This is a genomic window from Butyrivibrio sp. AE2015, assembly GCF_000420825.1.
In the GTDB taxonomy this organism is placed as follows: domain Bacteria; phylum Bacillota; class Clostridia; order Lachnospirales; family Lachnospiraceae; genus Butyrivibrio.
Map to the genome: position 1 here is coordinate 19,054 of NZ_ATVR01000013.1, position 25,519 is coordinate 44,572.

The window sequence follows — 25,519 nt, forward strand, 5'->3', positions numbered from 1 at the left end:
GTTTCTCTCCTTCTCTTTTCTTAGTCCCTACTTATATACCTAGTATTGCTGTCACTTTTCGTGCAGTTATCATCACATGCACTCTGTTTGTTAATATGAATAGTCTCGCGATTTGCGAATAACGTTGTTCATGCCAGATTAGGCATCAAGATTTAAATAAATAAACAACTTGATGAAAATAACACATTTCAACTTCTAAAGTCAAGCTTATTTCCTATTATTGTAGAAATAGTTTATCTACACCCTATTTTTTCTAAAACCATTTCCTATACAGCTTATTTTTATTTAACTGCACCCTTTTTTTCAACTAACTCTTTCCTGTGATTAGATTTCTTGTTCAAGTGCACCCTCTAAAAAGGGTGCACTTGATTTAAAACATGTTGTATAGCCAATGTCTCCAATATGTAATAGGGTGCAGTTAAATCAATATCGGTATCACAGGAAAACAAAAACAGAAAACTGGGGTGCAGTTGTCTGAATATGTTAATCTTAAGAAATTCCAATTACAAAAACAGGGTGCAGTTGCTTTAAAATCTGCAACTGCACCCTGTTTCATCATCTAAACTTCATTTCAAGCCTATTTGAAGGCCCCATCTCTAAAAGCACTCTGTATACATCGTGCTTCCAGGCGATAGAAAGCCTCTCATCAGTTATTGGATATGCTTTAACAGTGGCTGATACTACGCCACTTATCTCTGCGCATCCCAGATTGCCTATGCGCACCAAAAATTTCTTCTTGCATGATGCGGGGCCATCACTTGGGCTATCCTCACAATTTCCATCTTCAGAAAGCACCTCAATCTCCGGCTTTTCATAAGTCATAAGACTTATAACTGCATTAAGATCGCCATCATAGGTATCCTCAACACAAACACCCTCACCTTTATACAGACTTACAATTCTTTTATAGCTTCTGATGCGCTCATCACCGTAAGCACCTGCGATATCCATAGCTAAAGAGGATATATGCTTTCCGGAGCATACTTCATCAGCAAAATTATCTTCTGAATTCATGCACAGAATACAGTTTACATCCCTTGCGCCGAACTGTTCACCTGCGTGCTGCATTATAAATGCTGAATTATACACATCTGCAGCAGCATCTTTTCCAAGTTCTTCCAAATACTGTTTTCCGCATGCTTCAGTTTTTCCCTCAAACGCGCCGCTCTCATCTCCAGTCAGGTATCCTTCATCAATAAAAGTAGGCAAATTGTGGAACTGAGACTGCATTGTCCATAATTCATATCTTCTATCAGAAAAAGTCTTCTGTGTATAAGTTCCAACTCCAAGGTCAATGAGCATAGGCTTTCCATTTTTATATATGGTAAAAGAGCCAACATCATTATGATTATGACTATCTGCGTTGTCTCCAGCTTTGGCAGCAAGTGTATAAACGCCGTCTCGAGCCACCATCAGCCCAACACTCTCAAAAAAGGCATCTTCAGGTATTCCAGCTTCACCCGTAACACTCATCATCTCGTCAAAGGCGAAAGCCTGGATAAAATGGTAAAAGAGATTTATCTCACTGCTGACAAGCTTTTCCTCTTCAGATTCTTTTTGAAAATCAAGAGCTGCAAAAGTAGAAAGGACCTTATCACCTGTTGCCTTTCCAAACAGATACTCTCTTGCAGTTCTTCCTCCGGCAAGAGCGCTGCAATCAGCAAAATTCACATAGTACCCGTTACCTACATACATCTTAACTATGTAATTGGCAACATTTCTAATAAGCTTTTCCTTGAATACGTCAGCAAAAGAACTATTGCCTTCCTTCCCATTTCCAAGAACAGCGCTCATAAGCTCGAGACATCCAAAAAGACAAAGGGCCGCATGGGAATAATACTGAGCTCCCTCATCACATCCTCCGTCTTCGCCATACTCGTCAAGGAAGTAGTCACAGGATTTGGCAGCTTTTTCAACAAATGCCCGTCTTTCCTCTTCTGTAAAAAAGCCCTCCGGCCTGGTAAGCGCACATATCAGAACATTTTGTGTACACCATGGTGTCCAGTTACACATTGATTCCTTGCCATTTCCCATCCACCAAAAATGCTGTTCTAAATATGGGGTAAATATTCTCTCCTTAAGTCTTTCATTGACATAAGTACTGATAAAAGGACTTATCTCATTTAATACAGGTCTTAAAGCATACTCTGCAAAAGCAACTTCTGCACCTGACTCTGCATCGAAGAGATCTATGATCGGCCTTGTCACATCAGGCATATTCTCCTGCACTCCATCACGCACATAGCTGGTGTGTGGTGGCAGGCACCATGTAGTTTCCTCCAGGATGAGGTATAGTCCATCAAGGATATCCCCTAGAAATCTCCCTTTATTTTCAACGCACTCGGCAAGAACAAGCTTATTTAATTTCCTTCTCCTTGGAAAATACTTATCCTCAAACCTTACTCTGTTTCCTGATTTCTTAAATTCCATGAAATCTGAGATAAGAAGCTGTGTCCATGGTTCTTTCATAACCTCTTCGCCAGCCTGCACAAGTCTCTTTTTCAGGGAGTCAGAAAGTCCTTCCCATTTGTTTCTGTCTGAAATATCAGGATACTTTGTATATATGCTGCATCCTTCACTTTTCCTAAAAAAATTCTGTATTAAAGTTCGATTACTCATCTGCTTTCCTCATTTAGGGTGAATTTATCTTTATTCTGTTCAGATACTTTTAATCAATTCACTCCTGCCTCAGTTCCATACACTTCTATCTGTGTAAGTGCAGGGAATGGGCTTGGATCATCAGCTTTTATCAGTTTTCCAAGTTTTATCCACCTGATGTTTTTCTTCTCAATGTTGAAAACATGTGGTTCTGCGACCTTTTTATCCATTTTGACAACTTCGCTGCTTCCATCAGAAAAAGTGAAAGTAGCTTCTACCCACCAGTTATCATGTGGGAAATCAGCTCTTGTATAAAGAACTATCTTGTCAAAGTCAACCTCTCTTCCAAAATCCAAAGTAAACTCAGCATCATCCTGCCTATTGATTCCCCAGGATTCATATGGCCACTCACCGTGTGAGAGGGTTGCTATGCAGCCGTCTATCGCATTCCTTGCGGCAAAAACAGCTTCTCCTCTTGTTTCAACATTGGCACTTGCATGTGGATAAACTCCTGACACTTCATGCTGATCAAAAGGATTAAGAGCAATATTCCTATAGCCTTTAACTTCATAATCCTCAGCTTCTCTTATTGTAACAACATGTCTGTTGCCAAAGAAAGCAAGGGGATTATAGCTTGTCTTCTTCTCATAAAAAGGAACTACAAAATCAACAGTTTCCTGGTCTACAAGCACCAAAGAAGTATCAACTGCTGCATCTACCTTTACGACATAAAACTTTCCGGGAACAAGTCCTGAAAACTCAATAACATCTCCCTTTCTATACTCACCGTCCCAGGCAAGTACTACATTTTTCTCACCTTCATACTCTGCCTTAGGCACATGATCCCAATCATTAAATACAGTTATTTTCATACCTACTCCTCCAAATCCTCTTCATTTAACTTTATAGTCAAAAAATCCGCACAAACTGCGGATTTTTTAATCTTACTCTAATATTTTTTGATAAAAACATTTATCTTGTTGATAAAAATACGTTTTCTCTAACTGCTGCCTCATCCTGTGGATATTCCTGGAGATATGTTGTCATCAAAGAAGATGCCAGCCCAAACTCTCCCATATATTCATAGGCCGTTATCTCATTGAGCATAAGCGCCTGATTCAGGGACTTATCGTTTATCTCTATTCCTGACTGAAAAGAAGAAACTGCGCCCTCATAGTCGCCCTGCTTTATCTGACACATTCCAAGCTGGTTGTAGACCTTTGCACTGCTAGGGTTTTCAGAAAGATAGGTCTTATAAACGCTTATGGCATAGTTATAATCACCCTGAACTTCTCCAGTCTGTCCCAGCAAAAGAACTACCGGCTCTTTTTCCTGGTCTCTTTCACTTCTGGCTGCTTCGAGGTAACTCTGCGCATCAGCATTGTTCCCAAGATAAAAAGAAATCTGTCCCTTCTCATAGTTGGTCATGTACTCACTGCCATTTTCCAAAGCCCTGGTAATGATGGAAATTCCTTCCTCTTCATAACCATTCTCAGCAAGGGACTTATATATCATGATGATCATAGAATAATCCTTGGGATTAAGAGATATAGCCTTGGTAAAATCAGCATATCCCGAGTCATGATTACCTGAGGATAGTTCACAAGTGCCTCGCAGATAATACGCATTGATGTCTCCGCTTCGAAGACCGATTATCGCATCATAGACCTCTTTTGCCTTGCTATATTCTCCAAGCTTCATATAGCTCTCAGCAAGGTAGTAGTTGGTGTCAAAGTCCATATCATCAACTATTCCCTCATCCGATGCAAGCGAAGAAAGCAGCTCCTCAGCTGCCTGCTCATACTCGCCGCTATATAGATATGCTATTCCCTTACCTCTATGGATAAGGCACGCATCCTCGCCATTTTTTTCTGCTTCCTCAAAGCTCTCAAGAGCACTGGTATATTCGTGGCTCTCAATATAAGCAAAACCGGAATCAATGCTGTGTCTTCCGGCCAGGCTCCCGCAACCTGAAAGCAAAATAGTCAGGGATAACGCTCCCGCAACAATTCCGCGCTTCATAAGCTCTTATTACTCCCCAAGATAAGCAATTACCTCTACTTCACAAAGCACATTTCTAGGTAACTGTTTAACTGCCACGCAACTTCTTGCAGGCTTTCCTGTAAAATACTTCTCGTAAACAGCATTGAATGCTGCAAAATCGCTCATTTCAGCTAAAAAGCATGTTGTCTTAACTACGTGCTCAAAGTCAGTTCCTGCTGCCTTTAAGATCTCGCCAATGTTGCGGCAAACTCTGTCTGCCTGATCAGCGATTGTAGTTGTGTCTATTTCCCCACTTGCAGGGTTGATCGGAATCTGTCCTGAAGCATAAAGAAAATCCCCTGCCTTGATTGCCTGTGAATATGGTCCTATAGCTGCTGGTGCTTTTTCTGTACTGATGTAATCCATTTCATATCCTCCTCTTTAAACGCTTAAGTGCTCTGCTCTTGGGATTCTCACTAGGCTCGAAAATTCCTCGCCAAGTGTTCACCCATGGCTCGCACTAAATTCGAAACTACCTCATTAAGTGCTCTGCTCAAAGACGGCAGTCACATAGAAACCCCTGTCGTTCTCCTCAACCTTTGTCACTACGCCTTCCCTCTCAAGCATTCGCTCTCTAAAGGGGAAATTGCCTGACATTGCAAGGGATGGATCTATCGTATAGTAATAGTTACTCGGAAGAACACCTTCTGTAACCGTCACATGATCTCCCTCTTTAAGGAGTCCGGGTCTTTCCATTTTAAAAGTCATTTCTCTAGCCATTTTAACACCTACCCTTATTCCTTAACAATAGCATTTGCAAGCAAATACTGATGCCATCTCTCATATGAAGAAGCTTTGAGGTGAACATCATCAAAAGAAAGCTCTGCTAAAAGGTTTCCGTTTTCATCATCAACAGCTTCATTCATATCTATGTAAAAGATAGTTTTGTTATCTGCAAGCTCTGAAAGCGCCATATTTCTGGTATTTATATTGTCGTTATTAAAGTATTTATCTGAACTGCTCTTTTTCTCTGTCACGTGCATGATGCCCTGAATATATATGATCGCATCTGGCTGAAGTTCACGAATTCTGTCTATCACAGCCTTGTAGGCCTCGGCAAACGTCTCAGGTGTTCCTGTTCCAATCTCATTAAGTCCAAGCATGATATATATCTTGGAAAACTGATTCTCAGAAAGAGCCTGATCAACAGTAATTTTGCCGTTCTCAGTCTTGATGAACTCAGTGTTCATGGCATTGTAAATAGTCAAAGAAATCTTTGAATAGAATGTAGCCCTTGTGTCCAATTCTTCGCAGTACTCAGAAAGTCCAACTGTTCTGGAGTCTCCGATAAAAAGAGCATCCGTAAAATAGTCATCATCAACCTGAGTAAATTCATACACTTCCTCAGAATTGCCTGAAATATCATTGCCGGAAACATCATTTTCTGATACATCAAAATCATCTGCATCAGCGCCATTTCCTGATATGTCTTCGTTTACCAGCAGGTCATCATCAGGACTTTGGTTACCTTCTGCCATCTGATCATCTCCAAGGTTTTCCACATATTCTGCCAAAGAATCAGAGGAATCCACATTTGTTTTTGTCCACGGAAAAACTCCATCCGCAGCAGCTTTAAAAAAGCTGGCAAGGATAGGCGTATCAATATCTTCAGGACTTACGTACTCACTGTATACAGTGTCCTTCAGTGCAAAAGACAATATCGATATTATGATTGCTGTGATCACTACCCCCATTAAGAGAGGGCACGTCTTTAATAGTTTCATTTTTATTCCTTAAAATCTAAAATACATAAATGGATTACCGGCAGCATTGGATAAGCTATAAACGCAAACCCAGAAAAGCACAAATAATAACACAGTAAATACCGGATGTTTCCTCTTTACCTCAAAATATTTATATAATCCCGGAAGCAAAAGAACAATTGACACTGCCAGGAATCCGCCATAAATACCAAGATTCTTTATATAATCGTTTCCATTTACAGATATTCCCTGTCCAAAAAAAGGAAACAGTCTTTTAAAATAATCTGTAAGCCCCTTAAGATCAGAAATTGCAAATATTACCCAGGTCAGTGGAATAAGTACCAGCACATTGAATCTGCCAAGTACCTTCCTGGCAATTTCAGGCATCTTTGCAAGCATTACAAATCGCTCAAACACAATTATCACAAAGAGGATGAGTCCCCAAATAATAAAGTTTAGTGTCACTCCATGCCAAAAACCTGTGATAAGCCAAACCACAAAAAGGTTTAAAACAATCCTCATATCTCCTACTCTGCTTCCGCCAAGAGGAATATAGATGTAATCCCTAAACCAGGACCCGAGAGAAGCATGCCATCTTCTGTAAAACTCAGACACACTTACTGAACTGTAGGGCTGATCAAAGTTTACAATAAACGGAAATCCCAACATTACGCCGATTCCTGCAGCCATAAGTGAATATCCCCAGAAATCATAGTAAAGTTCAAGAGTATAAGTAACTGCACCAATCCACGCTAGAGGAGTTGAGATACTCTCATAGCCTATAGTTCCTATATCATTCCACAGCATAGACAGATGATCTGCCAAAAGAACTTTCATTCCAAGCCCCACGACAAAGAACCTCAGGCCATCTTCTATTGCTGAGAAAATATCCTCTTTTTCCTGAAAATATGACTTTTTCTGATAATCAGAAAAGCGCATGATAGGTCCCGAAACCACCTGTGGAAACATGCAAAAATAAGCCGCAGCATCGACAAAGCGCGGCTCTTCATCAATTTTTCCCATGTAGAGATCTGCCTGATAGGAAATCATCTTAAAGGTAAAAAAGCTGATTCCAATTGGCATAAAAGAATTATCCACAAATTGTGAAAGAAGCTTAAACTCTACGAGCATTAAAGCATCAAGACATACAATAAACGCAAGAAGAAACTTATTCTTCTCCCCCTTATGAGCTCTCCCAAATAAGTAGTTAACAATCACGGCTATACATAGTACTGCAAGCCCCTTTAAATCTCCCGTGGCATAAAACGTCAGACTCCCGATAAGCAGCGTAACGCTTCTATATGAAACGGGAGTCAGATAAAATGCTACTAGAAATACAGGCAAAAACCTGAATATAAAACCTAAATCCGAAAAATTTATCATTTCCCCACTATGTTCCTTCAAAATAAGGCGATATTTCTATCGCCTCAATCTGCTTAATCAACCATCAGAATTATTAATTTCTGCAAGCTTGGTCTTAGCCTCCTGAGCGCTCTTTGTCTCAGGGAACCTTGTGATGACCTCATCATAGACCTCTTTGGCCTTTGCAATATCACCACTGTTGTAATAAGAATTACCAAGATAATACAATGTATTCACATTGGTATTGTCATACTGATATGCCTTGGAAAGATTGCTGATAGCTGTTTCATAATCACTTTCCTTATAGGCACTGTATCCGGTATTGTAATATGATGTTGCAAGCTGTGGGCCTACAAGCACCATAAGATTATCATAAAGCGCTGTGAATTCAGTTGAAACATCATCACCTATCACAGTAAGATCAACGTCAGCAAGGGCTTTCGCTATTCCATCCACGTCGCTTGAATCCTTGAGGTAAATTGACGCAGCCTGCATAAGAGAATTCATGGCTGCTGATGTGGAAGTTGCACCCTCATAGCCTGAAACCTGACCCTCAAGTTCCTCTACCTGGCTCTTAAGAGTCTTGATCTGCTGTTCATAATCATTTATCTGCGCTGACTTTGCATCAGACTCTTCACTGATCTGAGTTATCTTTTCCTGATTATTGGAATTGATTCCCGCAATCCTCTGTGGAAGGATCAAAAAGCATGAAGCAGCGATTCCCAAAATGATTCCAAGAACAATTCCCCATATGGATCCTGTTCTTGTAATTGCAGTCTTTTTAACCGGCTGAATGATCATCTCATTGCCGCTGTTGTATCTTATAACGTCATCAGCATCTGCAGCTATATCAGAAACAAGCTTGCCGCTCTCACCTGGAAGGAGCATATCATCAGCTTCCTTGAGATATCTCTTGGCCATAATATTGCCAGTATCAAGCTTAAGCGCCTTGCCAGCCTCTGCCTTGGCTCTATCCCAGTTACCGCTCTTTAGATACAAAAGACATAACAAAAGATGTGCTTTAACAAAATTGCTGTTAAGTGAAAGCACCTTTTTAAGCTGTATTACAGCAAGGTCAAGGCTGTCCTGTTTGCAATAATTAAGAGCAATATTGAATTTCTTTATTGTCTGATTGATCTCATCCAGCTTGGCCGGACTGTTTCTGACTGTATCCATAAAATAATCAGCGGTATTCTCACCTGTTTCAAGGTTCTTACTGATTACCCATTCTGAAAGCGCAGCAACAACCTCCCCGGTCTCATAATAAATAAGTCCAAGAAGGTTTCTGGCATCAATGTTATTCTTGTCCAGCTTAAGACTCTGGCGAAGGGAAGCAACAGCACCTGAGAGGTCTCTGACACTGGCTTTTTCAAGTCCCTCGTTATAAAGTCTATTGGAAAGGCTGACCATTTTCTTGTATGTTCTGACATTTCTTCCGCATCCCGGACAAATGTCGGTATTGTTCAATTCAGTGTTGCAATTAGCGCACCTCATCTGTTATCTTGTCCTTCTCTGATTATCAGTTTCGCTTCTTGCCTCTTTTAAAAGCTTAACAAGTACATCGGACATATCATCAAGATCCTGATTGTAGATAATGTCTTCTGTATCCTCTATTTCTAGGCTTGGTTTGAATTTTTTAAGTTCTTCTTCAAAATTCAGCATAATTATCCTCGTATTATAGATATGAGTTATTTCACATCATAGTTTTTATCTCGCCTGTAAGATACAAAGATCCGGCGGCAAAAACTATGTCTCCTGATTTTCTGATAGTTATTATATCCGTCACTGCATCCCTGACATTTGAATAGTACTTTATAGGCAGTCCGAAAATTCCAAACTCTTCCTTGCCATGTTCAAAAGCTCCCTTAAGTTCTGAAACAGAAACTGATCTGGAAGTCTCAAGAGTCGCAACGTATATAGCATCAAACTGGCCACTGAGAAGTATCTTATCCACAATGCTAAGATACTGTTTATCAGAAACCACGCCAAAAAGCAGTATTTTCCTGCCGTCTGCATCTATTCCTTTTACAGAATCAAGAAATGCCTCTATTCCGTCAATATTATGAGCTCCATCCACATAAATTCCCGGACGGATCTCTTCCATTCTGCCTTCCCATTTGGCTGTAATAAGCCCCTCCTGTATATCCTGACTGGATATAGCAGCACCATTATCCTTGAGTATTTCTGCGGCAGTTACAGCTATCGCTGCATTCTCCGCCTGATACCTGGCTTGGGTCGACAGTTTCAGGTCAACATATTTATCATAAAGGGAATTATACGAAAAAGCAATGAATTTGTTTCCGTTTTCATCGCATATTCCTCTTACATTCTCAATGTCTTTTTCCTGTATTATAACTGCCCTGGAATCCAATTCCAGCGCCTTTTTCTTTATTACTTCCGTGCTCTCTTGCTGTTTGTCAAAAAAGACTGTAGGAACTCCTTGTCTTATGATGCCGGCCTTTTCCCCTGCTATCTCTTCAATAGTATTACCAAGGTACTGCATATGGTCAAAACCTATCTCGGTGATAATGTTGATCTCAGGTCTTCCAATTGAATTAGTAGCATCAAGTCTTCCACCAAGTCCCGTTTCAAGTATGAGGTAATCCACAGGATATACGTCATAAAGGAGCATTGACATAAAGAACAAATATTCAAAATAGGTCGGGAAATAGCCATCCTTGCCATATTCCATGACTCTTTGAAGTGTTTCCACAAATACTTCCACAAACAAAGAATCTGATATCATCCTGCCATCAACCAAAAATCTCTCATTAACTTTAACAAGGTGAGGCGAAACAAACGTCCCCACCTTGTATCCAGCTCTCATCAGTATAGATGTAAGGTAACTGCACACCGAGCCTTTTCCGTTAGTCCCGGCAACATGGATGATCTTCATGTTCTCATCAGGATTCCCCAGAAATCCCAGAAAATCCCTTGTGTCTTCGATCGTATGTTTATCTGTGAAACCCGGAATCCGGTTAAGGAAGTCTTCGCATTCCCTAACCGAAACTCCTATTCCACTTGATGCAGATTCCAATATTCGATTTATGCTATCATTTATCTCTTTTGTCATAACTTATCCAAGCTGCACAAACAGTTGTCCTAAATTACTTGCTAAGCTGCTTAAGACGCTCTGTGATCTGGTCGTAAGTCTGCTGATATTTCTGCTGTTTTTCTTTTTCTTCAGCAATCTTCTCTGCAGGAGCCTTTGAAAGGAACTTCTCATTGCTGAGCATATTCTGAGATCTCTTAAGTTCTCCCTCAAGCTTTTTCTGTTCCTTTGTAAGTCTTTCAATCTCAGCTGAAATATCTACAAGATCTGAGAAAGGAATATATACAGTTGCATCAGCAAGTACTACTGATACAGCATCATCAGCAATGCCTGTCTTGTCTTTCTGGCATACTGACTCTGAAGCATATGCAAGTGACTCAAAGAAAAGCTTACCTGTTGTAAAGATATCAAGAACTTCACTATTCTCACTTACAACAAACACCTTGGCCTTACGTGATGGAGCAACGTTCATCTGAGTTCTTACGTTACGGATTCCACGAACAGCTTCCTTGATTGTCTCAATAGCCTTCTCGTCATCAGCAAAATTCCACTCATCCTTATATACAGGCCAGTCAGAGATCATGATTGATTCCTCTTCATCCTGCATAGTGCAGAAGATTTCTTCTGTGATAAATGGCATATATGGGTGAAGGAGCTTAAGGGCTCCGATAAGTACTGTCTGAAGTGTCCAAAGAGCTGCTTCATGTGACTTTTTGTTGTCTGAGTTGTAAAGACGAGGCTTAACCATCTCAATGTACCAGTCACAGAACTCATCCCAGATGAAGTCATAAACCTTCTGAACTGCGATTCCAAGTTCAAAATGATCCATGTTATCTGTTACTTCTTTTACAGTCTTATTAAACTTGGAAAGGATCCAGTGATCTACAGGCTCAAGTCCTGCAGGAGCAGGCTGATGGATAGCGCTCTTTGCATCTTCGCCCATGTTCATCATGATAAATCTGGAAGCATTCCAAACCTTGTTTGCAAAGTTTCGGCTGTTTTCTACTCTCTCATTGTAGAAACGCATGTCATTACCAGGTGCATTACCTGTGATAAGTGTAAGTCTCAGCGCATCAGCACCGTAATTCTCAATAATATCCAAAGGATCGATACCATTTCCAAGTGACTTACTCATCTTTCTTCCCTGAGAATCCCTTACAAGTCCGTGGAAAAGAACTGTCTTGAAAGGATATGTTCCCATCTGCTCGTAGCTTGAGAAGATCATTCTGATTACCCAGAAGAAGATAATGTCATAACCTGTTACAAGCACATCTGTAGGGAAGAAGTACTTAAGTTCCTTAGTCTCATGAGGCCAGCCAAGTGTCTCAAATGGCCAAAGAGCTGAAGAGAACCATGTATCAAGTGTATCTGGATCCTGAGTAAAGTGAGTCTTTCCACACTTAGGACATACAGTAGGTGCCTGCTTGGCAACAACTACTTCACCGCAATCATCACAGTAGTAAGCAGGAATTCTGTGTCCCCACCAAAGCTGTCTTGAAATACACCAGTCACGGATATTATCTGTCCAGTTGAAATATGTCTTATCCATTCTTGAAGGAATGAGCTTGATATCTCCATCCTTTACAGCCTTAACTGCAGGTTTGATGAGCTCATCCATCTTTACAAACCACTGTGCCTTGATCATAGGCTCAACAGTTGTATGGCAACGATCGTGAGTTCCAACGTTGTGAGAATAGTCCTCGATCTTAACAAGAAGTCCCATCTCATCAAGTTCTTTTACAATAGCTTCTCTTGCAGCATATCTGTCCATGCCTGCAAACTTGCCACCGTTTGAATTGATAGTTGCATCATCATTGAGGATGTTTATCTCCTCAAGACCATGACGCTTTCCAACTTCGAAGTCGTTAGGGTCATGACCTGGAGTGATCTTAACAACACCTGTACCAAATTCCATATCAACATAAGAGTCCTCAACGATAGGAAGCTCTCTGTTTACTATAGGTAAAAGAACTTTCTTGCCCTTGAAGCTCTTGTATCTGTCATCATCAGGGTTTACAGCAACCGCTGTATCACCGAGCATAGTCTCAGGACGAGTTGTAGCAAACTCGATAAACTCTGTATCTGAAACCTTGCCATTCTCATCGATCACAGGATATTTAATGTGCCATAAGTGGCCTGCCTGCTCCTCGTATTCAACTTCTGCATCAGAAATAGAAGTCTTACAAACAGGACACCAGTTAACGATACGGCTCCCCTTATAGATATAGCCTTTCTCGTGCATCTTGCAAAAGACCTCAGTAACAGCTTCATTACAGCCTTCATCCATTGTAAAGCGCTCTCTGTCCCAATCGCAGGATGAACCGAGCTTTTTAAGCTGCTGAATGATTGTTCCGCCGTATTCTTTTTTCCACTCCCATGCTCTCTCAAGGAATTTTTCTCTTCCAAGGTCTCTCTTATCGATTCCTTCTTTTTTGAGAGTATCGATGATCTTAACCTCTGTAGCAATTGAAGCATGGTCTGTTCCAGGCTGCCAAAGTGCATTATATCCCTGCATTCTCTTGTATCTGATGAGGATGTCCTGCATTGTGTTATCAAGAGCATGTCCCATGTGAAGCTTACCGGTAATATTTGGCGGTGGGATTACAATAGTAAAAGGTTTTTTGGTCTCATCTACTTCTGCGTGGAAATACTTTTTCTCTTCCCACTTTGAATAAAGACGAGCTTCGATTCCCTTTGGATCATAGGTCTTAGCAAGTTCTTTTTTCATAATTATCTCCTTATAAAAAGTTCTCTAATTTACTTAAAGGTGTGTTGCATCATCCAGTGACTTCTGTGAGATTACTGCCTTATGAAGCATTATGATCTCGCCTTTGGTATGCTCTTTTACCTGATAGAGAGCATTGTCCGCAGCATACATATAGTCCCAGAGTTTAGTAGTCTCCTGAGGAACAGAATTTCTGATTCCCTGGGAAATCGTCACGATTCCCTTATCGGAGTATTGGCTGGAAAGATCAAGATTTATCACAGCCTGTCTAAGCATTGTAGCATATTCCATGACTTCTTTATCAGTCATGCTTTCATATATAATAACAAATTCATCGCCGCCATATCTAAAGGCGTGAATGAGTTCATTTTCTCTGGCCATTTCATTTATTATAGAGGCAACCTGAGTGAGACACTCATCACCTGCCTGATGACCATAGGTATCGTTATACTGCTTGAAATTATCTATGTCAAGAATCTCTACCGCCAGTGATCTCTTAAGGTCAAATGCCTTCTCAAATGCTGCATCTGCAAACTTATTAAGGCCATATCTGTTGCCCAGCCCTGTCAGAGGATCAGTAGATGCCTGTTTCTGCAAAATGACATTTTCTTTTTCAATAGCATAAAGTCTGTTTCTGATGTCTGTGAAAAACTTATAATTGGCAAGTCTTTCTTTTTCTTCATCATTAGAAGCCTGGAAGAATTCATTCAGCGCTTCGTTCTTTTTCTTTTTATCGCCAAGGCATACATATAACTCACATTTCAGCTTGGCAAAATCTTTTTTCAGATGTGCTATATTAAAATCCGCAAGAGACCTTTCAGTATTATCAACTATACGGACGGCTTCGTCAATCCAACCAATCTTAATAAAGAAACGACACATTATAAATATGTCTTCCATATTATCAAGGGGATGCTTGTCGTTCTGGATAAGAGTAAGAAGCCTTGAAGCATATCTCTGGAACTTAACCATATCCCCTATGTAATGATATCCCCTGGTCCTTATGTCTGCAGCGGTAATACCGTTTGCAAATTCTCTGCCGGCTTTACCCTCTGCTTCCAGCTTATCAATCCCCAGAAGGCACTTTCTTACTGAATCCGGCTTGTCCAGTTCCATATAACAGTCTGCCTCAAAGCAATAACAAAACAGTATATTTCTATAGTATAAACTGTCTTTTTTATTCTTTCTGATCTGTTTGTAGGCTGAACGGATATAAGTCAAAGCCTGTTTGGGATCCCCAGCCACATAATAGATCTGACCTATATTAAAATCTATGAATCCGGGAACACTGCTGTCGAGCCCTTCACAATTTCTTTTTCCTGATAAAAAGAAATCCAGAGCAAGTTCGTGATTGCCATGATTTAGTGCATCGATGCCCAATAGATTAAAGCACCTTGCCAATAACTCGTTTTCTCCACAGGACTGAAGTATCTCAATTGCCTTCAACAGATTCAGATTGAATTTCCTGTAATCCGTCGTCAAAAGATAATACGCATCTGCAAAATAGTAGTAGGCGCAGCCCAAAAGATTCTGGTCATCCGCCTCTTTGGCTCTTCTGATAAATCTGTTACAGGCATTGATATAACTATTGGACATAGTTGTTCTGGTAGTAAGAACTTCATCATATAAAGCCTGTATTTCGGAATCAAAGTTTTTAATATTCATCGTGGTACCTCAAATTAGCATAAGAGCCATAAAAAAACTAGAGTCAGTATACAACATCGTAAGGGTGCTAGCAACATGACATACGTGTCAACTATAATATATGGTTTACATATAGTTATTGACCATGTTAGTCATATGTTCGTTTTTACACACCATAGTGTTGTATTTTTACACACCATTTAAAGTGCCTATTTTAGCGGTATCTTTAAAACTAAATTTCGACTAATCCCCAGTTTCCACAGAGTTATCCACATGACGCACACGTCAATTATCGGTAAACTCCGTATCAGTTTTCTACAAAAACGTCAAATTGAATATCCAATTGACACAATTTAAACATGTGTTTGGGTTACATAATTTTATAGATTTTATTATTATGTAAACCTCGCTTATTTCTTTCTATGATTTCCCACCAAAAACAGGGGCTCAATCACCACAAATCCCAGTCCAGAACTGAGATACAGCGTTTTTGACCGTACCGGTCGTTACAATCTTATAATCTTTCCACTCTCTTGGGAAAAGAGCTCTGTAACTTCCTTGCATAAACCTGTCATCTAAAAGTGCTGCAACGCCCATATCTTCTTCAGTTCTGATCACTCGTCCTGAAGCCTGAAGGACCTTATTCATGCCTGGAAATCTATATGCATAGTCAAAGCCATCAAGTCCTTTTTCATCAAAGTATCCCCTTAATATCTCTCTTTCGTTGCACACAAGAGGTATACCTGTTCCAACTACTATTACACCAATAAGACTGTCATACTTAAGATCAATGCCCTCACTAAAGATTCCTCCCATAACGCAGAATCCAAGGATATTTTTATCCTCCACCACATCTATATCCATGTGGATAACTTTTGAAAGGTCCAGATCATTTCCCGCTGAGAATCTGTCCAGGAACATTTCCCTTGCATCCTCACTCATAAAGCTCTGCTGAACTAAAAGCTCTGTTGTCTCCTCATCCAAAAAGTTATCCTCGAAGCATGCAAGAACCTCATCCAAAAACTGATGTGACGGGAAGAAAATAAGGTAATTTCCACTTCTGGCGCTGACTATATTGTGGATATATCCCGCAATATTCATGTACTGCGCCTCACTCCTTTGTGAGTACCTGCTGGTAACATCACTTCCAATAAATAGCCCTAGTCTGTCCGGATCAAAAACAGATTTGGCATACATCTCAAAATCCTCATCTGTTCCTCCAAGGAGCTTTTTATAATACTGAATCGGTAAAAGAGTTGCAGAAAATAGTATTGATGATCTGCCTCTGGCCATGCACTCCGAGAGATTTCTTGACGGATCTGCGCAGTAGAGCCTTACTAAAAAGCTTCCATCTTCAGAAAACTCGCTGTACATCACATAGTGATCATCCACTCTGTCATAAATTGTCAAAAATCTCGATATATCAAAGTAAAACTCCAGTATATCATCTCTGCATGGACCTTCAGAATGATTTTCCAAATACTCGGATATTATCCCTGCCAGCCTGTTAAGCGGATTGATCAGCTTTTCTATTGAGGTAAGCTTAGTACATCCGTCACATTCTCTTTTCATCTCCAGCATTACCTTGTTGCATTTATCCAAATGCCCCGCAATGCTCGGGTGGTACTCTTTTATGGTGTTCTTAAGCTCAAGAAAATTCTCTTTTCTAAGAACAGCGCTATACATGTCCCTTCCTCTGTCAAGAAGATTATGGGTCTCGTCAACAAGGAAGATATAATCGCCCTTTAGTCCATCTGCGAAAAATCTCCTAAGATATACAAAGGGATCAAAGACATAGTTGTAATCGCAAATTACAGCATCGGCCCAAAGGCTCATATCAAGAGACATCTCAAAGGGACAGACCTCATGCTTTCTGGCATATTCTATGATCACTTCCCTGTCAAAAGAGTCCTCGTGAGTCAGGCAGTCAAATATGGCGTCATTTATCCTGTCATAATGCCCTTTTGCGTAGGGGCATACAACCGGATTGCAGTTTCTCTCGGTATCTTCCAAAAAACATATCTTATCCCTGGCAGTTATTGTAACCGTCTTAAGGCTCATATTCTGAGTTTTTCTCAGGGTATTAAAGGCCTCCTCCGGAACCGTCCTTGTTATAGACTTTGCTGTCAGGTAAAAGATCTTGCTGGTCTTGCCCTCTCCCATGGCCTTGATGGCAGGAAATACAGTGGTTATGGTCTTTCCTGTGCCGGTTGGAGCTTCCAAAAAGAGCTTTTTCCCATGTATGATAGTTCTGTAAACGCCTGCTGCCAGATCTTTTTGCCCATCTCTGTAAGGAAAGGGGAAAGCAACCTTCTTAAGAGAAGCAGTTCTTTCTATACTCCAATTGTATTCAAAATCAGACCACTTTAAGTAGCTGCTTATGATATCGTCAAACCATCCGGTTATTTCTTTATAAGAAAACTTATAGTCAAAATACTTCATTTCCTCAGAGTCTATGTTGCAATAGCTCATTCTGACTTTTATCTCAGGACATTTTATCTGCCTTGAATATATGGCAGCGTAGCACTTAGCCTGAGCCAGATGTACCAACACCGGTTCTTTTAGGTGATTTAGATCCCTGTAGGTACCCTTTATCTCATCTATCAGGGGCATGGCAACGCTTTTCTCGATAAAAGACTCCTGGGCATCATATGCTCCGGGTTTGCCAAAAAACTTATCTAAAATTCCGTCAGCTCTTCCGGATATTACAAGTTCATAGCCGTTTGCACTATATACATACTCAAGGGGAACCTCCGCATGATAATCAGGTCCCATGCTCTTTTGTATCATCCTGTGTATTCGGCCACCTTCCTGCATTGCATCTGCAGGAGCCTGATGTATTCTGTTGTCTATGTCGCCGCTTCGAAGTATGAATTCAACAAGTCCGCGTACAGATATCTCAATCCTCATATTTTCTCCGGAATCTATGCTTATTTATATCAGGCTTTTCTTAGAAAAAGAAAAAGCTCCATGATATTTTATACCATGGAGCTTTTTTAATCTACAATGAACAAATTGTTTTATCAGCCTGCAACTGCAAGAGTGTCAAGGTACTGCTCGAATTCTGCGTTATGTCCGCTGAACTCTACAGTAAGCTTCTGATTAAAATCAAGGCCAAGAACGCCTAAAATTGATTTAGCGTCAACCACATACCTGTTGTAATATATATCCACGTCAAAGTTGCACTTAGAAGCTGTGTCCACAAAATTCTTAACCTGTGAAGGCTGCAAGCTTATATTTTTTCTAATCATCTGTCTTAACATAAATAGTCACCCCTTTCTTTATGCGACTTAAAAAACTATATCGTTAAAGTGTGACTATTTTGTGAAGAAATTGCGAATAATTCGTTTAAAGAATCTGAATTCCGTTAGAAACTGCTTCTTTTACCATATCTTCTGGCCAGATTGAACATTGAACTTCTCCGATGTGTGCCTTTCTTAAGAAGAACATGCAGATTCTGGACTGTCCGATTCCCCCGCCGATAGTATAAGGAAGCTCTTTATCCAGAATCGCCTTCTGGAATGGAAGCTGTGCTCTCTCCTCGCAGCCTGCTTTCTTAAGCTGTGACTTAAGGGAGTTCTCATCTACACGGATACCCATACTTGAAAGCTCAAGTGCAATATCAAGAACCGGATAATATACGATGATATCAGCATTGAGTTCCCAGTCATCATAGTCAGGAGCTCTACCGTCGTGTCTGTCACCTGAAGGTAAAAGATCACCAATCTTCATGATACATACAGCGCCCTTAGCCTTGGCAATATAGTATTCACGTTCCTTTGGAGTATACTCAGGGAACATTTCCTCAAGTTCCTGAGTTGTGATAAAGAAGATCTCCTCAGGAAGGATTTCTTCAATATAATCATACTGAATGGACATGAACTTCTCAGTCTTGCGAAGAACCTTGTATACGTTTCTTACTGTTTCCTTGAGGAATTCTTCATTTCTGTCCTCTTTAGTAATAACTTTTTCCCAATCCCACTGATCTACAAAAATGGAGTGAATATTATCAGGTACCTCATCACGTCTTACGGCGTTCATATCTGTATATAAGCCCTCGCCTACGTTAAAACCGTATTTTTTAAGGGCATATCTTTTCCACTTAGCAAGAGAATGAACTATCTCTGCATTGCGACCGTCCTGATGAAGGATATCAAAAGAAACTGGTCTCTCTACACCATTAAGATTGTCATTAAGACCTGACTCAGGTGTAACAAATAAAGGGGCTGTAACTCTCTGAAGATTGAGCCTTGTGGAAAGCATCCCCTGAAAGAAATCTTTAACTGTCTTGATGGCAACCTGTGTATCGTGCAGATCAAGCGCTGACACATAGCCACTCGGAATCTTTAAATTTTCCATAATTCTCCTCCAATTTTGATAGCGTATATAAATAGATTAAATTACTTTTTTTATTTTTATGCAAGAAAAAAATATCATATAAATACGTTTTTTCCATGATTGGCTGTGGTTATTGACAAATCCCGGGCAGAAGCGTTTAATATGAATTGCAAAACAAAATAATACCGCTAGGGGAGCTATGCTGAGATTGAACGATTTTTTCGTCGGACCCTTATTACCTGAACCGGATAATACCGGCGTAGGGAAGCATTTAGTATCTTTTTTCGTGTAGAGATATATCATCTTTAAATGAAAAAATAAACCTCCTCTTGATCTGGTATTTATCAAAGGGAGGATTTTTTTATGGATTTATTTTTACAGGATGTCAGTGGTGAAGGCGTTTATAGCATCACAACCGGCGGTTACATTTTATTTATAGCTCTTATGGTTGCAGCACTTCTTGTAGTGAGCTACCTTGTAAACAGAGATGGAAAGGGCAGGATCAGTATCAGACAGCTCACCACATCAGCTCTTTGCATTGCACTTGCTTTCGTATTATCTAATATAAAGCTTTTCAGAGCACCAATGGGAGGCTCTGTCACAGTATTCAGTATGTTCTTCATCACATACATCGGATATATGTACGGACCACGAGTAAGTCTCGCAGCAGCCTTTGCATATGGACTTCTCCAGATGATAAGCAACCCATATATCGTAAGTGTTCCTCAGCTCATATGCGATTATGTCCTTGCTTTTGCAGCACTTGGTCTGGCAGGATTTTTCCATAACGAAAAATACGATATGTATAAGGGATATATTGTAGGTGTCCTTGGCAGATATTTCTTCTCTTTCCTGTCCGGCGTCGTATTCTTTGCAGACTATGCTCCGGAAGGAATGTCACCTATAGTTTATTCTCTTCTTTACAACGCAGCATATTTAGGACTTGAGGCATTACTTACACTTGCAGTTCTCATGATTCCTGTAGTAAGAACCGGTCTTAACAGGCTCAAGCATGAAGCCACAGACTACAGCGTCAGAAAAGAAGCTACTCTATAATATAGGCATTATATCTGTTATAGTCGTCGCTGCCTAAGGTAGCGACGATTTTTATGCCCTCTTCAAGGTATTCAGAATTCTTTACAACACCTTTTCCTGTTAAAAGACTAAGTATCCCTCCTTCAGAATAAGGAATAAGCAGTTCACAGTCATTTTCATTCTCACTAAGTTTCTTTTCTATAAGTTCAATAAGAGTGTTCAGGCTTTCATCTTCCCTTGCTGAAATATATATTCTGTCATCCATGGATCTTGGCACCGGCATGACAAGCTGCCCGCTTTGCTCCTGTTCATCCTGCACCACATCAGATTTGTTAAAAACATAGATAACAGGTATATCTCCGGCACCTATCTCAGCCAGTGTTTCTTTTGTCACATCCATATGATAACGATATTCAGGATCCGAAAAATCTATTACCTGAAGGAGCAGATCTGCGTACTTAGCCTCCTCGAGAGTTGACCTGAATGCTTTTACCAGTGCATGTGGAAGTTCACTGATAAATCCGACGGTGTCCGAAAGAAGAAATGGTCTGTGTCCCGGCGCAGAAATCTTTCTTACAGATGTATCAAGTGTGGCAAAAAGCATATCTTTTTCCAGAACCTGCTTCTCATCAAATCCTTCGCCGCCATAGAGCCTTAGAAGGTTATTCATTATTGTGGACTTACCTGCATTGGTATATCCAACCAGAGATATTCTGGGAAGTCCCGATCGTAGGCGCCTTCCTCTCTGAGTGTCACGCTCTTTTTCAATAGCAGTTAAATCTCTTCTAAGTTCAGCCATTCGGTGCTCAATACGCCTTCTGTCCAGCTCTAGCTGTTTTTCACCAGATCCCTTATTGGAGAGTCTTCCGCTGCCACCGCCCTGCCTTGAAAGAGACGTTCTCATATGCGCAAGTCTTGGAAGCATATACTGGAGCTGGGCGTATTCTACCTGCTGTCTGGCTTCTTTGGTCTTGGCGCGCTTGGCAAAAATCTGCAGAATAAGTCCTGTTCTGTCTATAACCTCTGTATCAAGAGCCTTTTCAAGGTTTCTTATCTGCATTGGAGATAATGTGTCATTGAATATAATGATATCCGCTTCAAAAACATCCAGGGAATTACGTATTTCTTCAACTTTTCCGCTGCCAATATAAGTACTTCTGTCCGGATTCGGAAGAGACTGCGTAACAGTGCAAGCAACTTCAATATCTATAGCTCTTGTAAGCTCTTTTAACTCATCCATTGACCTCTCAAGATCAAGGTCATTTCCACCCTGATCAAGGCCTACAAGAATTGCTCTTACTTTCTTTTCTTCTTTTATGTTTTCGTACATTCTCTTCCTCACTTCATCCTTATTTCTTTTCCAAGGCAAAAAGAATAAATATACACTTCTTTTACCTTCATACCTGTAGATGCCTCTATGGCCCTTTTATAATAATCGAGCTGTACTTTATATCTTGAAACAAGCTCAGAATCACTCTTTACATGGTCTGTCTTATAATCAAGGAGCACAATCTCTCCATTTTCGATAAAGAACGCGTCGATGATACCCTGAATAAGCACCATTTCTTCATCCGGGAATTTTGCATCAAGCTCTTTTGAAGGAATCCCCATCATAAAGGGCTTCTCACGCATGAGCGCGCCGTTTCTAAAAGCCGCTCCCATTCTTTTTCCAAGGCTCGTCTCCAGGAAAGTAGCAATATCAGTGGCTTTGATTGACTTCGTATACTCAGGCGGGATCACGTGGAGCTTTTCTTTTTGCATCAGCCACTCTTTTACTGCCGACGCAATATCATCTTTAGTTTTGGCAAAAAGACTCTCTTCCCCATAGATTGGTTCATCCAAAAGCTCCATTACTCTATGGTAAGCGGTTCCCCTCTCTGCACCTGAGAGCACATCTTTAGAAGAAGGGCTGTCATTTTTCACTTCAGGCTCTTCATAACTTATCTCTCTGGTAAATACTTCACCTTCCTCATGCAGCTTTTTGCTCTTTAATTCTGTAACAGTAGTCTTAGTAAAAAGACCTCTCAAATCCTCGTGGGCATATTTTGCCTCAAACTTTGCTCTTAGTCGTTCTGATAACTGCTCATCAAAACAGGTATCAATATCCCCCTTTAAGTTCTCAAGCCTCATTGCACCTTTTACATTTTCATTTCCAAGGGCATCTGATAGTTCAGTATCATTCATACTCTTAAACTCAAAAGCTATGTTTCCGGCATCTTTATCCACAAAGGGCAGGTAATTCTCTTTTGCAATCCCCAGCTTATCAAGAAGTTTTTCTACACTTGGATGCCTTATGACAGATGGCAGGATAATATCAAGATAACTGTCCGCAGAGGTCTTCATGGAATATGGTAAAAGATTATTTCCTGCTATTACCGGAATGTTCCTTATAACGCCCTCCAGCTTATCATTCAGACTCTTGCAGGAAGCCGTCATAATAAGCTTTTCTTTCGCACGTGTAAGCGCAACATACAGTACTCTAAGCTCTTCGCCAAGGCTGTCTTTTTCCATTTTATCTGCGATGATCAGGCGCTTTAATGTGTCATATCGCACTCTAAGCTCAGTATCTATACACTTTACACCTATTCCAAGATCAATGTCAGCAATCAGGTCACCCTTTGTATCCATCTTGTTAAACTTTTTGGAAAGTCCTGCCACGAAGACTACAGGGAATTCCAGTCCCTTACTCTTATGGATAGTCATGATCCTGACTACATCCGCATTTTCATCAATGATTCCTGCTTCGCCGTAATCCACCATTGAAATCTTCAGATGTTCAATATATCTGATAAAGTGGAACAGTCCCTTAAAGCTTGATTTTTCAAAGCTAAGCGCCCTGGAAAGAAGCTGATCAAGGTTTGCTTTCCTCTGACTTCCGGAAGGAAGGGCTGCTATATACTTATCATAGCCTGTCTTTCTGATAATATACTGAAGAAGCTCATGAACAGGCGTGTAAACGGACATCTCCCTAAGTTCCTGCAAAAAGTCCGTAAATTCGGCTAATTTTTGATATTTCCCCTTGTCATTATTAACAAGTTCAACAAGTCCATGATAAAAAGAGTCATCAGAACCAATTGCTATTCTATATTCAGACAGTTCCTCATCAGTAAAACCTCCAATAGGTGAATGCATCACACCCACAAGTGGAATGTCCTGAAGGGGATTATCAATTATAGTCAGTATATTAAGCATTGTGCTGATCTCACCGGTCTCAAAATAACCACTTTTCGATTCAATATAAGCAGGGATGCCCTGAGCCTCAAGAACGCTCTTAAAGGCATCATCCCAACCGGCATTACTTCTTAAAAGGATTACAATATCCTTAAACTTAAGCTTTGGATCAGCTTTCATAAGCTCTTTTATGCGGATGGAGATTGCAAGAGCCTCTTTCTCTTTTGTATCATATGAGTCTATATCCACATCAGGATTGGAGACATCTCCTGTAGGTGCCCCATCTATCATAATGAGTTCCGGTGACATGTCAAATGCAGGACTTTCATACTCTGCTCCGGTCACAAGCTCCGCATCCTTGTCATATTCTACTCCGCCAAGGTCTTTGCCCATTATCTTTTTGAAGATAAAGTTTGTTATCTCAAGAACTTCTTTTCTACTTCTAAAGTTCTTGTGAAGGTCTATTCTGCGGTCCTTTGATGAGACATCCTTGGAATATGTCCCAAGTTTTTCCATAAAGATCTCTGGTCTGGCAAGTCTGAATTTGTAGATACTCTGCTTAACATCACCTACCATGAACCTCTCAGACTTTGTAACATCTTCGCCGGAAATTGCCTTAAGCATCATCTCCTGAACATTATTGGAATCCTGGTACTCATCGATCAGCACTTCTTTGTAGTAATCTCTGTATTCAAGCGCCACAGCAGAAGGTGTATCACCAGGATGGTCTACCAATATCTGCAGCGCAAAATGCTCCATATCAGAAAAGTCGATCATCTGCTTTTCTCTTTTTTTGTCATCAAAGCGCTTTTTAAACTCTTTCGTAAGCCTGCAAAGCTCTCTGACTGCTCTGTCGCAGAGCTTCATCTGCTCGACTATTACATCTGCAGTCAGAGCCAGATAGTCCTCTGTCAGCTTCTTTATTTCATCCTTAACACCATTTCTTACCTTCTGAACATAATCTTTTTTATCGGGGGATACGGAATCGTCCTTTTTTCCTGGGAGTCTGCCAAAAGAAATCCCGCGAACCCTGTCAAATAGCTCATTGTAGGTATTATATCCCAAAACCGCATAAATACTGTCTTTTTCCTGTTCCAAAAGATCACCATACATATACGGGCCATCAGGTTCCTCACAAATCTTTATGGCCGCTGACAACTTATCCACAGATTCCTGCAATGAACTTTTGATATATGCGACACAGTCTTTAACCCACGAAAGCTCATCAAAGTTTTCACCTTCAACCAAATAATCTCCTGCTCTCTCATCAAGCCAGTCCATTGGCCAGGGCATACTTTCAGAAAACTTGTAGAGCTTATATATATATTCCTCAACTTTTTTGTCACTGCTTCCTGTACCGAAATAGTTTATGCAGTAAACAAAATCTTCATTCTGTCCGTCTTTAGCAAGGGCATATTCCTCCTCCAGAAGATCCTGCATTACATCTTCCATGAGGAGTTTTAATTCTCCCTCATCCCCTACCCTGAAAGATGGATCAAGTCCAATATGATTGAAATTGTTTCTGATAACATACTGGCAAAAAGAGTCAATGGTTGTTATCTGGGCATTATGAATAAGCGTCTCCTGCTTTTGGAGATGCTTGTTATCCGGCTCTTCTTCAAGTTTCTTTTGGATAGCCAGTGTTATTTTTTCTTTCATCTGAGAAGCAGCGGCCTTTGTAAAGGTCACAACAAGGAGATGATCGATATCAACATCGCTGCTGATCATCTGTATGATCCTCTCTACCAGCACAGCTGTTTTTCCTGAACCTGCTGCCGCTGAAACCAATATATTAGATTTTCTTGCGTCTATTACCGCCTGCTGTTCTTCTGTAAATGTGACTCCCAT

Annotated in this window: 18 protein-coding genes and 1 riboswitch; of the genes, 1 reads left to right on the plus strand and 17 read right to left on the minus strand. The window is 40.5% G+C overall.

The window, feature by feature from the left end; genetic code table 11:
* Window positions 1–555: 555 nt before the first annotated feature.
* From G585_RS0108255 to asnA, 15 genes are all read right to left on the minus strand, one after another.
* Window positions 556–2,619: a heparinase II/III domain-containing protein gene (locus tag G585_RS0108255; protein WP_022774283.1), complete on the minus strand. Its 2,064-nt coding sequence runs from the start codon at window positions 2,617–2,619 to the stop codon at window positions 556–558.
* 53 nt (window positions 2,620–2,672) lie between these two features.
* Entirely contained in the window at window positions 2,673–3,470 is a 798-nt protein-coding gene (locus tag G585_RS0108260; RefSeq protein ID WP_022774285.1) for a DUF7402 domain-containing protein, read from the minus strand.
* Between the two features lie 100 nt (window positions 3,471–3,570).
* Window positions 3,571–4,620: a tetratricopeptide repeat protein gene (locus G585_RS0108265; protein WP_022774286.1), complete on the minus strand. Its 1,050-nt coding sequence runs from the start codon at window positions 4,618–4,620 to the stop codon at window positions 3,571–3,573.
* 9 nt (window positions 4,621–4,629) lie between these two features.
* Complete coding sequence (locus G585_RS0108270; RefSeq protein ID WP_022774287.1) at window positions 4,630–5,007, minus strand: RidA family protein; 378 nt, start codon at window positions 5,005–5,007, stop codon at window positions 4,630–4,632.
* Between the two features lie 114 nt (window positions 5,008–5,121).
* On the minus strand, window positions 5,122–5,361 hold the full coding sequence (locus G585_RS0108275; RefSeq protein WP_022774288.1) for a hypothetical protein: 240 nt from the start codon (window positions 5,359–5,361) through the stop codon (window positions 5,122–5,124).
* Window positions 5,362–5,375: 14 nt separating this feature from the next.
* Window positions 5,376–6,365 carry a GDSL-type esterase/lipase family protein gene (locus G585_RS17610; RefSeq protein WP_022774289.1) on the minus strand — a complete coding sequence of 330 codons (990 nt, stop codon included), beginning with the start codon at window positions 6,363–6,365 and terminating at the stop codon, window positions 5,376–5,378.
* A 9-nt stretch (window positions 6,366–6,374) separates the two neighbouring features.
* Complete coding sequence (locus G585_RS0108285) at window positions 6,375–7,727, minus strand: MBOAT family O-acyltransferase (protein ID WP_022774291.1); 1,353 nt, start codon at window positions 7,725–7,727, stop codon at window positions 6,375–6,377.
* A 57-nt stretch (window positions 7,728–7,784) separates the two neighbouring features.
* Entirely contained in the window at window positions 7,785–9,200 is a 1,416-nt protein-coding gene (locus G585_RS0108290) for a tetratricopeptide repeat protein (protein ID WP_022774292.1), read from the minus strand.
* Window positions 9,201–9,203: 3 nt separating this feature from the next.
* The gene (locus tag G585_RS19685) at window positions 9,204–9,368 is read right to left on the minus strand and encodes a hypothetical protein (protein ID WP_022774293.1); all 165 of its coding nucleotides are present in this window, start codon (window positions 9,366–9,368) and stop codon (window positions 9,204–9,206) included.
* 31 nt (window positions 9,369–9,399) lie between these two features.
* Window positions 9,400–10,779 carry a bifunctional folylpolyglutamate synthase/dihydrofolate synthase gene (locus G585_RS0108300; protein WP_081644795.1) on the minus strand — a complete coding sequence of 460 codons (1,380 nt, stop codon included), beginning with the start codon at window positions 10,777–10,779 and terminating at the stop codon, window positions 9,400–9,402.
* 34 nt (window positions 10,780–10,813) lie between these two features.
* Window positions 10,814–13,486 carry a valine--tRNA ligase gene (locus G585_RS0108305; protein ID WP_022774295.1) on the minus strand — a complete coding sequence of 891 codons (2,673 nt, stop codon included), beginning with the start codon at window positions 13,484–13,486 and terminating at the stop codon, window positions 10,814–10,816.
* A 33-nt stretch (window positions 13,487–13,519) separates the two neighbouring features.
* Window positions 13,520–15,148 (minus strand): GGDEF domain-containing protein, encoded by a 1,629-nt coding sequence (locus tag G585_RS0108310; RefSeq protein ID WP_022774296.1) that lies wholly within the window; start codon window positions 15,146–15,148, stop codon window positions 13,520–13,522.
* Window positions 15,149–15,574: 426 nt separating this feature from the next.
* Window positions 15,575–18,037 carry an ATP-dependent DNA helicase gene (locus G585_RS0108315; protein ID WP_022774297.1) on the minus strand — a complete coding sequence of 821 codons (2,463 nt, stop codon included), beginning with the start codon at window positions 18,035–18,037 and terminating at the stop codon, window positions 15,575–15,577.
* A 113-nt stretch (window positions 18,038–18,150) separates the two neighbouring features.
* The gene (locus tag G585_RS0108320; RefSeq protein WP_022774298.1) at window positions 18,151–18,390 is read right to left on the minus strand and encodes an HPr family phosphocarrier protein; all 240 of its coding nucleotides are present in this window, start codon (window positions 18,388–18,390) and stop codon (window positions 18,151–18,153) included.
* A gap of 85 nt (window positions 18,391–18,475) precedes the next feature.
* The gene (gene asnA / locus G585_RS0108325) at window positions 18,476–19,486 is read right to left on the minus strand and encodes an aspartate--ammonia ligase (protein WP_022774300.1); all 1,011 of its coding nucleotides are present in this window, start codon (window positions 19,484–19,486) and stop codon (window positions 18,476–18,478) included.
* A gap of 159 nt (window positions 19,487–19,645) precedes the next feature.
* A riboswitch (TPP riboswitch) is annotated at window positions 19,646–19,748 on the plus strand.
* An 80-nt stretch (window positions 19,749–19,828) separates the two neighbouring features.
* On the opposite strand from asnA, the gene thiT reads away from it, so the two are divergent.
* Complete coding sequence (gene thiT / locus G585_RS0108330; protein ID WP_022774301.1) at window positions 19,829–20,521, plus strand: energy-coupled thiamine transporter ThiT; 693 nt, start codon at window positions 19,829–19,831, stop codon at window positions 20,519–20,521.
* Here the strand turns inward: thiT and hflX are convergent.
* Together hflX and addA are read right to left on the minus strand one after the other, a co-directional pair.
* Window positions 20,511–21,830: a GTPase HflX gene (hflX, locus tag G585_RS0108335; RefSeq protein ID WP_081644796.1), complete on the minus strand. Its 1,320-nt coding sequence runs from the start codon at window positions 21,828–21,830 to the stop codon at window positions 20,511–20,513. The genes thiT and hflX overlap by 11 nt on opposite strands.
* 8 nt (window positions 21,831–21,838) lie before the next feature.
* Complete coding sequence (gene addA, locus G585_RS0108340) at window positions 21,839–25,519, minus strand: helicase-exonuclease AddAB subunit AddA (RefSeq protein WP_022774304.1); 3,681 nt, start codon at window positions 25,517–25,519, stop codon at window positions 21,839–21,841.